Raw genomic sequence first — 9,746 nt, 5'->3', positions numbered from 1 at the left:
CTGCCGCTCGTGATCCGACAACACCAGCTCGGCCAGCCTCGGCCCAGGACGTCCCATGCACTGACCAACGACGGATCAAGGACTCAGGACACTAGGAGCGCAGCCGACTTGCGGCCTGGTCCCATGGACGCGGCTCGACCAGGTCGTCGCCTTCGAGCGCCTCCTCCTCGAACCAGCCCGTCCCGGCGAGCCATGTCTCCAGCCACGCTGAGAGGCTGGTGGAGTCGAGGAACCAGCACTCATCCCACGATCCGCCGCTGTACGGGTTCGGCTCGAAGAGCAGGACCTGACCGTCCCCACTGAGACAATCAACGCCCGCGTACATGGCGCACCCCCAGGTCAGGATCGGTACAACGCCTTCGGGCCACTGGGGGTGCTCCGCTCCGACGGACGCCTCGCGCCGCGTCAGGTACTCGCCAACGACGCTGGAACCCGGGCCGAGCAACGGCAGCAGCCGGTATTCGGGACCGAAGCCGCCGTCGGCGACGTCGCGGTACAGGCGTACGAGGAGGGGATGCAGCGAGAAGCCCAGTCGCGCCTCGGCCTCGGCGATCCGGGCATCGCCGACGGGTGCGGGAAGGTCCGTGCCGTCGGACGCAGCTCGGGCGGCGACGCGCTGTACGAGGCCATCGATGTCGGTCATGACCGTGATGTTGTCAGGGCCCACCGACATGTTGACGGCCAGGAACGCCAGACGGACTGGTGGGTCACAGGAAGCCCGGCGAAGGGCAGCCGGCCTTGGCCTGTCGTTCAACGCTTCGTCGGGCGAGACCGATGAGGGGCTCTGTCGGCCGGCGGCTTCGTGAGGGTGTTGGTGCGTGAAACCGGGTCTCCGGCTGCCGCTGCGGCCCAGGATCCGGGGGTCGGGTGTCCGGTCGGTAATTGGGTGTCATCGGTCGGTTCGGGGCTGGTAGCGTCCCGGGCGTGGCAAAGCTGAACCAGATCATCGCCGTTGAAAAGGGCGTCAAGTCCAAGTCCTTCCAGGAGCTGACGCAGGCCCACCAGGACCTGCAGAAGCCCGCGTTGCTGGCCGGGATCTCCCGGACCTACCAGCCCAAGGACGAGGAGGGCGAGCAGCTGCCGCCGGAGTCGACCCGGGTGCAGCTGAAGGCCGAGGACATCCTGCGGTCCACCGCGAACACCCTCACCCGGCTCTTCGACGTGACGGCCACCAAGGACTGGGCGAACATCGGTGCCAGCGCGGACGTGGTGGTGGACGGACAGGTGCTCCTCACCCAGGTGCCGGTGCCGTACCTGCTCTTCCTGGAGAAGCAGCTCACCGACCTGTCCACCTTCGTGAAGAAGCTCCCGGTGCTGGACGCCTCCGAGTCCTGGAACCTCGACCCGTCCACCGACTCCTGGAAGACCGAGCCGGTGCGCACCATCCGGACCAAGAAGGTGCCGCGCAACCACGTCAAGGCCGAGGCCACCGAGAAGCACCCGGCCCAGGTCGAGGTGTACTACGAGGACATCGCGGTCGGCTACTGGACCACGGTCAAGTTCTCGGGCGCGCTGCCGGCCCGCCGGGTGAACGAGCTCGCCGAGCGGGTGGAGAAGCTCCAGCAGGCGGTCAAGTTCGCCCGCGAGGAGGCCAACGCCGTCGAGGTCACCGACCGGCGGGTGGGCGACGCCGTCTTCGGCTACCTGTTCCGGTAGCCTCACGATCGCCCGCCCGGGGAGCCGGGCGGGCGCACCGAGCGCGCCGAACCGTCCTGGGAGACCGGGCGGGTGCGCTGCACGGTGCGAAAGCTGACACTGACGTTGAAGCTGACCAGGGGTCACAGTGGAGGTTCGAATCCTCCCCCCGGCACCACCGGCCGGGGTAGCCCAAGCCAGGCAGAGGCAGGCCCCGTGAATCTCAGACTCTCGCTCAAGTCTCAGCATTCGCCGCCGAACACCGGATCGACCGGGTGCGGACGAATATCGACGAATGCAGGTTCAAGTCCTGTCTGTGCCGCTCCGTGGCACGGTAGTTCAAAGGTAGAACGCGTCGATTTCAAGCTGATCCGCGACCCTTAAACGTGCCGGTGTGCGCAATTGGGCGGCAAACAGGGGCCCGGGAGCTGGCTACGCTCCCGGGTCCTCTCATGTTTTCCACGGCGTGGCGCGGAGGGCTCTCCCTGGGCTGGGGGGTCAGGGCTGGGGGGCAGGGGCGGGTGAGGAAGGTCAGGACGTGGGGGTTGACCTGGGGGGCGCCGGCGCTGGGGAGGGTGTGGTGGGAGGTGGCGGGGACGGTGGTGACGGTGGCGTGGGGGAGGGCGCGGCGGGTGGCTCCGGCGGTGCGGTGGGGGTCGTGGGTGCGGGTGCGGGCGGCGTAGAGGGCCAGCACCGGGGTGGTGAGGGTGCGGAGCCGGGCGGGGGTGGGGCGGGGGCCGGTGACGACGGGGGAGGCGGGGAAGTCGGCGTAGCCGAGGGCGTACAGCTCGCGCCAGTCGGGGTCGACGGCGGGGCCGGGGCCGGATTCCCAGTCGAGGTAGGAGCGGGCGCGGTCCGGGGTGCGGTGCGGGAGGAAGAGGGGCAGGGCGCGCAGGAGGTAGCCGGGGCGGAAGCCGGTGAAGCACTGGGTGGGGTCGAGGAGGACGAGGCGCCCGACCCGGGCCGGGGCGTGCAGCGCGTACTGGAGGGCGGTCCAGGCGCCGTAGGAGTGGCCGCAGAGGTCGGCCTCGTGGACGCCCAGCCCGTCGAGTACGGCGTCCAGCCAGCCGAGCAGGCCGGGGACGTCGCGTAGCGGGGCGCCGTCGTGGACGCTGCGCCCGGGGTCGCCGATCAGGTCGACGGCGAGGACGCGGTGGCCGGCCGCGGCCCAGGTGCCGGCGTTGGCGAACCACATGGCGGAGGTGGCGCCGCCGCCGTGGAGGAGGACGAGGGGGCGGCCGTCGGCGGGGCCGCAGGCGTTGACGCGGGTGGTGCCGTGGACGGTCCGGACGGTGAGGGGTTCGACCGGTACGGGCCAGCGGGCGAGGAGCTCGTCGTAGGCGGCGAGGAAGAGCGCGGTGCGGGCGGACATGGTGGGGCCTCCGCGGGTGTGGTGTGATCGCGTGCGGGCGGGCGGGTGATCGCCCGCCCGTAGAATCACTCGTTGGACAAGTATCTCGTTGAACGAGAGAATAATGGCACGGGAGTGCCCGAGGAAGGACGAGAGGGTGTCCGAACGCGAGGAGCCGATGCGGCTGGTCCACCTGCTGCGCGGTCTGACGGTCGAACTCGACCTGTTCGGGGCCGAGTTCGCGGCCCGCAGCGGCCTGCACCCGACCGATCTGCGGGCGCTGATCCACCTGCTGGACGCGGCCCGGGCCGGGCAGGTGGTCACCCCGGGGCGGCTCGGTGAGGCGCTCCGGCTGAACTCGGCCGGGACCACCGGCCTGGTGGACCGGTTGGAGCGGCTCGGGTTGATCCGGCGCGAGCGCGACCCGCAGGACCGGCGCCGGGTGCGGCTGGTGGTGGAGGAGCGGGCGATGGAGCTCGGCGAGGGCTTCTTCGGCGGGCTGATCGGCGACCTGGTCGCGGCGATGGGCCGGTTCGACCCGGCGGAGCTGGCGACGGCCCGCCGCTTCCTGGAGGCGATGACCTCCGTGGTGGCCGCCGCCCGGCAGGACGACCCTCGGGGCGCGCCCGAGGACGGAGCCTAGGCGGGGCCCAGGGTCCAGGCGATCACCGAGAGGGTCGCCATCGACACCAGGGTCGACCAGAGCACGGTGTCCCGGGCGAGGTCGGTGCCCTGTCCGTACTCGCGGGCGTAGGTGTAGATGTTCTGCGCGGTCGGCAGGGCGGAGAACAGCACCACGGTGAGCAGCTGGTGGGTGGGCAGGTGGAGCACCGGGCCGGCCACCAGCAGGGCGACGAGCGGCTGGACCAGGGTCTTGATGGCGACGGTCAGGCCGACCTCGGCGCGGCGCGAACGGCCGTCGGCCGCCGGGCGGTTGTGCAGCGACATGCCGAGGGCGACCAGGGCGGTCGGCACGCCGGCACCGCCGAGCAGGTCGGCGGAGTGGTGGAGTTCGGCGGGCAGTTGGAACCCGGTGGCCGAGGCGACGGCGCCGAGGGCGGTGGCGATCAGGATCGGGTTGCGCAGCGGCAGGGTGACCAGGGCGCGGCGGCCGGCCGCGCCGCTGTCCAGCACGGCCAGGACGGCCGGGGTGACCACCAGGATCTGGAAGAGGACCACCGGGCCGACGAAGGAGGCGTCGCCGACGACCTGCATGGTCACCGGGATGCCGAGGTTGGCGGAGTTGACGTAGCCGGAGGCCATCGCGCCGATCGCCAGTTCGCCGCGCTTGCGGCCGAACAGCCGCCACCCGACGACCAGTCCGAGGCCGGTGGAGACGGCGGTGCCGGCCACGAAGGCGAGCATCGACGGGTTGGCGAAGTGCCCCAGCGGGGTGCGGGAGATCATCAGGAAGAGCGCGGCCGGCATCGCGACGTGGAAGACGAAGCGGGTCAGCACCAGCTCCGCCTGCGGTCCGAGCAGCCCGGCGCGGGCGACGACGTAGCCGACCGCGGTGAGGGCCCAGATCGGGGCGAAGGCGGACAGCAGCGGGTGGAGGTCTGGCATGGTTCCTCGGATCGCTCGGACGGGTCTGCCGGGTGCGGCGGGGATCGCCCGCCGGAGGGCCCCGGAACACCGGTGCCGCCGAGAACCCCCCGTGGCAGTAAACCAGTGGCCGTCCGGGTGTTGATCAAGGGGGCCCGGGTCCTGGGGTGGGATCCGGACCGGTGACCGGGGTGGGATCCGGGCCGGTGGCCGGGGCTGCGAGGGCGTCGCGGGGCGGGCCTACGATGAGCGGGTGGAGGACCAGTACCTGAGCCTGTCCGAGGTGGAGGCCGTCGCCCGTCGGGCCCACGAGGGGCAGGTGGACAAGAACGGGCACCCGTACGCCGAGCACATCGCGGCGGTCGCGGGCGGGACGGCGGCGCGCGGCGGCAGCGAGGCGCAGATCGCGGCGGGCTGGCTGCACGACACCGTCGAGGACGACCGGCTGAGCCGGGCGTGGCTGGCGGGGGCCGCGCTGCCGGAGGCGACCAAGGCGATCGTGGACGCGCTCACCCGACGGCCCGGGGAACCGGTGGAGGCGTACACCGCGCGGATCCTGGCCACGCCGGGCGCGCTGCTGGTCAAGCGGGCGGACCTGGCGCACAACTCGGACCCGGCGCGGCTGGCCGTGCTGGACGGGGCGACCGCCGAGCGGCTGGCCGCCAAGTACGCGCGGATGCGGGAGCTGCTGGGGCTCACCGGGGAGCTCTGAGGGCGCGGAGCGGCACGGGCGCGGACGGACCCGCAGAGGCGGACCCGCAGGGGCGGGAACGCACGGGAGGGAACGCACGGGAGGGCCCGGGCCACGCGGATCGCGCGGGCCCGGGCCCTCCCGGGTCACCCCGGTGGTCCCTGTCCGACCCCCGGGGTGAGGGGGAGTGGTCAGGAGACGGGTGTCACGTCGGTACGCCGGTGGTCGGTCGGCTTAGTACCAGTGGTTGGCCTGCCAGAAGTTCCAGGCGGCGTTCGGGCTGCCGTAGCGGGTGTTCATGTAGTCCAGCGCCCACTTGATCTGGGTGGCCGGGTTGGTCTTCCAGTCCGCACCGGCGGAGGCCATCTTGGAGGCCGGCAGCGCCTGGCCGAGGCCGTACGAGCCCGAGCTCGGGTTGGTCGCCGTCACGTTCCAGCCGGACTCGTGGGAGATGATCTGGCTGAACGAGGCCAGCTGGTTCGCCGGGACGATCTGGGCGGCGATGGCCTGCGGGGAGGCGGTCGCGGCGTTCGCGGTGGCGGGCAGGACGCCCGCGCCCAGGGCGGTGAGACCAGCGGTGCCGGCGAGAATCGCGGCGGAAGTGCGCATACGGAGCTTGAAAGTGGGCATGTAGAACAGGACCTCAATCAGGTTGGGCCGAGTCGCGCCCCACCCAGGACCACGGGCCGGACAGGGGCCGTTGCGGTTGTGGGGCGCGACTCGGCGGTAAGCCGTCGACCGGTGGGACAGGAACCGGTGCGGCTGACGACGAGAGCCATTGTTGCCAGACGGGATCGGCCGCCGCCAAGACCCCCTCGTTACGACGCACCGTCGTAGGCGCGAGGGTGGCCGTGGATTCGAAGGGCGGCTCGGGCGGGGTGCTCGGACCGGGGTCGAGCCGGGCGGACGGCGGTCGGCCGACGGTCGGCCGACGGGAGGTCAGGGGGTGCGGCGAGGGGCTCCCGGCCACCACTACCCGCCGTCGTAGCCGCTTTTCGGCTGTGAGCGCACTCACCGTTTGGGCGGCGCGGCCGTCACCGGACGGTCCGGTCACAGCACTTTGGGTACTGACGATCTGTGCCCGGCGCCACAGGAATCGACCACGATGCGTGACCGTCCCCTGATCGGAGGTCACCGAAGGCCGTCAAAGGCCGCCGGGGATCACCGAAGGTCGCCGAGACGGCGGTGCCGGAGCGCCCGGGCGGCGAGCCGGTCCGCCTCGCCGGCGGCCGACAGCTCGCCGAGCGCCCGCGCGACCGCCGCGCCCAGCCGCGCGCAGAAGGCCGCCGGCTCCTCGGCGGCGTCCGGCAGCTCGGGGACCACCTCGTCCACCAGGCCGACCGCCGCCAGCTGCCCGGCGCCGATGCCCTGCGCCCGGGCCAGCTCGGCGGCGTGCGCGCCGTCCCGGTGCACGATCGCTGAGGCGCCCTCCGGCGGCAGCGGTGCCAGCCAGGCGTGCCCGGCGGCCAGCACCCGGTCGGCCGGGAGCAGCGCCAGCGCCCCGCCGCCGGACCCCTGGCCGAGCAGGACGGCGAGGACGGGCGTGCGCAGTGCCAGCAGGGTGGTCAGGCAGTGCGCGATCTCGACCGCGATGCCCTCCCGCTCGGCCCGGGCCGACAGTTCGGCGCCGGCCGTGTCCACCACGGTGACCAGCGGCAGGCCCAGCTGCTCGGCCAGTCGGGCGCTGCGCCGGACGGCTCGCAGGTCGGCGGCGGTGAAGGGGCGCTCGTGGTCGCCGTCCTGCCGCTGCCGGTCGTCGCCCTGCCGTTGCTGGCCGACGACCAGGACGGGGTGGCCGCCGAGCACGGCGAGGGCGCGGACCAGGGCGCCGTCGTGGCCGCCGGGGGCGTCGAGCAGGACCAGTTCCTCGGCGGTGCGGCGCAGCAGCTCGCGGGTGCCGGGGCGGTCGGGGCGGCGGGTGCGGCGGACGGAGTCCCAGGCGTCGGGGGGTGTGGCGGTGGGAGGCTCCGTAGTGAGGAGCGGGGCGTCCTGGAGAGGGGCGCCCTTATAAGGAGGAGGGACGGTCCCGAGGACGGCGAGCGTGCGGCGCAGCAGTTCGCGCAGTTCCCGCGGCGGGACCACGGCGTCCACCAGCCCGTGCCCGGCCAGGGTCTCGGCCCGCTGGACGTCCGGCGGCAGCTGCACGCCGCGCAGTTCCTCGTACACCCGGGGACCGAGGAAGCCGAGGCGGGCGCCCGGCTCGGCGAGGACCAGCTGGCCGAGGGTGCCCCAGGAGGCGAAGACCCCGCCCATGGTCGGGTTGCGCAGGTAGCCGAGGTAGGGGAGGCCGGCCGCGCGGTGGGCCTGGACGGCGGCGGTGATGCGGAGCATGCAGAGGAAGGCCGCCGAGCCCTCCTGCATCCTGGTGCCGCCGGAGACCGGCAGGGCGATCAGCGGGAGGCGTTCGGCGGTGGCGCGCTCGACGGCCCGGGTGATCCGCTCGGCGGTGGCGACGCCGATCGAGCCGCCGAGGAAGCCGAACTCGGAGGCGACCAGGGCGACCGGCCGGCCGTCGATCAGGCCGCGGCCGGTGAGCACGGCCTCGTCCAGGCCGGTGCGGGCGCGGGCCCGGTCGAGCGAGGCGCGGTAGTCGGGGTCGGCGGTGGGGAGGGACGGGGGTTCGTCCCAGCTGTGGAAACCGCCCGGGTCGACCAGCAGGCCGATCAGCTGGTGGGCGGTCAGCGCGGTGGCCCTGGCGGTCGGCGTGCCGCCGCCCGTGCCGCCGCCCGTGTTCGCCCCTGCGCTCGCGCCCGTGTCCATGTCCACCCCGTCAGTGATCGTTCCGGTCCGGCACGGTCCGTCACTCTATGCGGCGCGGGCGCGGCGCTGTGGGAGTGCTGTGAAGGTGTGAGGAGCCCGACAGCGGGGGCGGACGGAAGTTCGACAGCGGTCGACCCAAGGATGGTGCGGACCGTTCGTGGACGGCTTCGGCGGGCCGGCTCCGGCGGCCGGCGTACGGGTGAAGTCGCAGATGGGACAAGCGAGTTACCCGTCGGTAAAAAGTTGATTCAAGCCTTCCGGAGTTGTCGGTGGCCCGCCACACTGATGGACATGACCCGCACTCTACGCGCGTGGAAGACCCGCGCTGCCGCCATCACCGCCGTCGCCCTGATGACCCTCGCCCCCGTCGCCGTCGCCACCGAGGCGCACGCCGACGTGAGCGGCACGGTGTGCCTGTCCGCGCTGCCGTCGCAGGCCACCGACACCCTGAACCTGATCGCCTCCGACGGGCCGTTCCCGTACTCGCAGGACGGCGTGGTCTTCCAGAACAGAGAGGGCGTGCTGCCGAGCCAGTCGTACGGGTACTACCACGAGTACACCGTCATCACCCCGGGCGCCCCGACCCGCGGTGCCCGCCGGATCATCACGGGCGAGTCCTCCCAGGAGGACTACTACACCGGTGACCACTACGCCACGTTCTCGCTGATCGACCAGACCTGCTGACCTGCTGACCTGCTGATCTGTTGATCGAGTCCCGGTACGGCTGAGTCCACGTGCGGCTGAGTCCCGGTACGACGCTGGCCCGGCGGATCCTTCCGCCGGGCCACCGTCGTACCGGGACCCGCGTCACAGCTCGGACGGCCCCCAGTCGTCCACCGCCAGCTCGTCCCCCACCCGCACGGTTCCCGGGCGCAGTACGGCGAACTTGCTGCCGAGGGCCACCCCGCCGACCGCCGCCCGGCGGTACCGCGCCAGGGTGCGCAGCGGCTCCGGGCCCGCCTTGGCGCCGGTCGACTGGTCCACCAGCGTCACCGCGCAGCGGATCGCCAGCTTGGTGTAGCCGAACTCGGCGCCGCCGACGCGGAAGCGGCGCAGCAGGTCCTCGGTGTGCGGCTCCGGCCAGCCGTCCACCACCAGGTTCGGGCGGAACCGCTCCACCGGCAGCGGGGCGACGCCCTCGCCGGTGCGCGCGTTGAAGTCGTCCAAGGTCGCCCGGGAGAGCAGGTGCATCGCGCTGCTGTCGGCGAAGCCCGAGGTCCCCGGGGTCAGCCCGTCGGTCGCCCGGTCGTGCTCCGGCGGCACCCGGACCAGCCGGCTGGGCGCGCCCAGCACCCGGGACAGCCAGGCGGCGACCTCCTCGCCCTGGTCGACGGCCGGGTACGGCACGCCGAACAGCTCGACCTTGCGGCGCGGGCCCGCGGTGTCCACGGCGAAGGCCACCGGCGCCACCCCGGGCGCGGCCAGCGCCAGCCGGGCGCCGCCCTCCGCCACCGCCGGGCGGACGGTCGCCAGCAGCGGATCCCGCCGCTGGGAGCGGAACACGCCGTCCTGGTCCACCACCATGAACTCCCGGTCGTGGGCGAGCCCCGCCGCGGTCACCTCCGCCTGCTCCGTGCGCACCCCGGCGCAGCCCTTCACCGGGTAGTACCGGAGTTCCGTCACCGTAGCCATGCCGCCCCCGTGGTCCGCGGCCGCTCGGGCCGCTCTTCTCCTCGCCCCCGTAGGGTAGTTGCAGGGCGGGCGCGGACCGGACCGGCCGTCGTGCCGGTGAACACCCGGCGGCCGTGCGGTTGCTAGGGTCTG

10 protein-coding genes are annotated in these 9,746 nt (G+C 73.2%); 4 read left to right on the top strand and 6 right to left on the bottom strand.

The genetic code is table 11. From position 1 onward, the window contains the following. Window positions 1-91: 91 nt before the first annotated feature. Window positions 92-643, bottom strand: a complete 552-nt coding sequence (locus ACFXOZ_RS20555) for an SMI1/KNR4 family protein (RefSeq protein WP_380591846.1) — start codon at window positions 641-643, stop codon at window positions 92-94. A gap of 281 nt (window positions 644-924) precedes the next feature. On the opposite strand from ACFXOZ_RS20555, the gene ACFXOZ_RS20550 reads away from it, so the two are divergent. Beyond that, a complete protein-coding gene (locus ACFXOZ_RS20550; protein ID WP_375893669.1) occupies window positions 925-1,656 on the top strand; it encodes a hypothetical protein in 732 nt (243 codons plus the stop codon). A 340-nt stretch (window positions 1,657-1,996) separates the two neighbouring features. Here the strand turns inward: ACFXOZ_RS20550 and ACFXOZ_RS20545 are convergent, their stop codons facing one another. After that, window positions 1,997-3,007 carry an alpha/beta fold hydrolase gene (locus tag ACFXOZ_RS20545; RefSeq protein WP_380591845.1) on the bottom strand — a complete coding sequence of 337 codons (1,011 nt, stop codon included), beginning with the start codon at window positions 3,005-3,007 and terminating at the stop codon, window positions 1,997-1,999. A 157-nt stretch (window positions 3,008-3,164) separates the two neighbouring features. Here ACFXOZ_RS20545 and ACFXOZ_RS20540 point away from each other — a divergent pair, with 157 nt between their 5' ends. Continuing rightward, on the top strand, window positions 3,165-3,629 hold the full coding sequence (locus ACFXOZ_RS20540) for a MarR family winged helix-turn-helix transcriptional regulator (protein ID WP_380531075.1): 465 nt from the start codon (window positions 3,165-3,167) through the stop codon (window positions 3,627-3,629). Here ACFXOZ_RS20540 and ACFXOZ_RS20535 read toward each other — a convergent pair. Continuing rightward, window positions 3,626-4,552, bottom strand: a complete 927-nt coding sequence (locus ACFXOZ_RS20535; protein ID WP_380591843.1) for an AEC family transporter — start codon at window positions 4,550-4,552, stop codon at window positions 3,626-3,628. The two genes, ACFXOZ_RS20540 and ACFXOZ_RS20535, sit on opposite strands and share 4 nt — an antisense overlap. Before the next feature lie 232 nt (window positions 4,553-4,784). Between ACFXOZ_RS20535 and ACFXOZ_RS20530 the strand changes: the two genes are divergently transcribed. Next, complete coding sequence (locus tag ACFXOZ_RS20530; RefSeq protein ID WP_380531071.1) at window positions 4,785-5,243, top strand: HD domain-containing protein; 459 nt, start codon at window positions 4,785-4,787, stop codon at window positions 5,241-5,243. 213 nt (window positions 5,244-5,456) lie between these two features. Here the strand turns inward: ACFXOZ_RS20530 and ACFXOZ_RS20525 are convergent, their stop codons facing one another. After that, on the bottom strand, window positions 5,457-5,831 hold the full coding sequence (locus tag ACFXOZ_RS20525) for a transglycosylase SLT domain-containing protein (RefSeq protein ID WP_375893676.1): 375 nt from the start codon (window positions 5,829-5,831) through the stop codon (window positions 5,457-5,459). A 552-nt stretch (window positions 5,832-6,383) separates the two neighbouring features. Continuing rightward, window positions 6,384-7,982: a carboxyl transferase domain-containing protein gene (locus ACFXOZ_RS20520; protein ID WP_380591850.1), complete on the bottom strand. Its 1,599-nt coding sequence runs from the start codon at window positions 7,980-7,982 to the stop codon at window positions 6,384-6,386. 291 nt (window positions 7,983-8,273) lie between these two features. Here ACFXOZ_RS20520 and ACFXOZ_RS20515 point away from each other — a divergent pair, with 291 nt between their 5' ends. Beyond that, complete coding sequence (locus tag ACFXOZ_RS20515) at window positions 8,274-8,666, top strand: ribonuclease (RefSeq protein WP_375893679.1); 393 nt, start codon at window positions 8,274-8,276, stop codon at window positions 8,664-8,666. A 123-nt stretch (window positions 8,667-8,789) separates the two neighbouring features. Here the strand turns inward: ACFXOZ_RS20515 and ACFXOZ_RS20510 are convergent, their stop codons facing one another. Next, window positions 8,790-9,614 (bottom strand): MOSC domain-containing protein, encoded by an 825-nt coding sequence (locus tag ACFXOZ_RS20510; protein ID WP_380591841.1) that lies wholly within the window; start codon window positions 9,612-9,614, stop codon window positions 8,790-8,792. Window positions 9,615-9,746: the final 132 nt, after the last annotated feature.

It is taken from the genome of Kitasatospora sp. NPDC059160 (assembly GCF_042755465.1).
Lineage (GTDB): Bacteria > Actinomycetota > Actinomycetes > Streptomycetales > Streptomycetaceae > Kitasatospora.
This window is presented reverse-complemented; position numbering and strand designations above follow the sequence as displayed.

Coding starts and splice junctions, on each gene's coding strand:
- ACFXOZ_RS20555 (WP_380591846.1), bottom strand. CDS start 643: ATGACCGACATCGATGGCCTCGTACAGCGCGTCGCCGCCCGAGCTGCG.
- ACFXOZ_RS20545 (WP_380591845.1), bottom strand. CDS start 3,007: ATGTCCGCCCGCACCGCGCTCTTCCTCGCCGCCTACGACGAGCTCCTC.
- ACFXOZ_RS20540 (WP_380531075.1), top strand. CDS start 3,165: ATGCGGCTGGTCCACCTGCTGCGCGGTCTGACGGTCGAACTCGACCTG.
- ACFXOZ_RS20535 (WP_380591843.1), bottom strand. CDS start 4,552: ATGCCAGACCTCCACCCGCTGCTGTCCGCCTTCGCCCCGATCTGGGCC.
- ACFXOZ_RS20525 (WP_375893676.1), bottom strand. CDS start 5,831: ATGCGCACTTCCGCCGCGATTCTCGCCGGCACCGCTGGTCTCACCGCC.
- ACFXOZ_RS20520 (WP_380591850.1), bottom strand. CDS start 7,982: ATGGACACGGGCGCGAGCGCAGGGGCGAACACGGGCGGCGGCACGGGC.
- ACFXOZ_RS20515 (WP_375893679.1), top strand. CDS start 8,274: ATGACCCGCACTCTACGCGCGTGGAAGACCCGCGCTGCCGCCATCACC.
- ACFXOZ_RS20510 (WP_380591841.1), bottom strand. CDS start 9,614: ATGGCTACGGTGACGGAACTCCGGTACTACCCGGTGAAGGGCTGCGCC.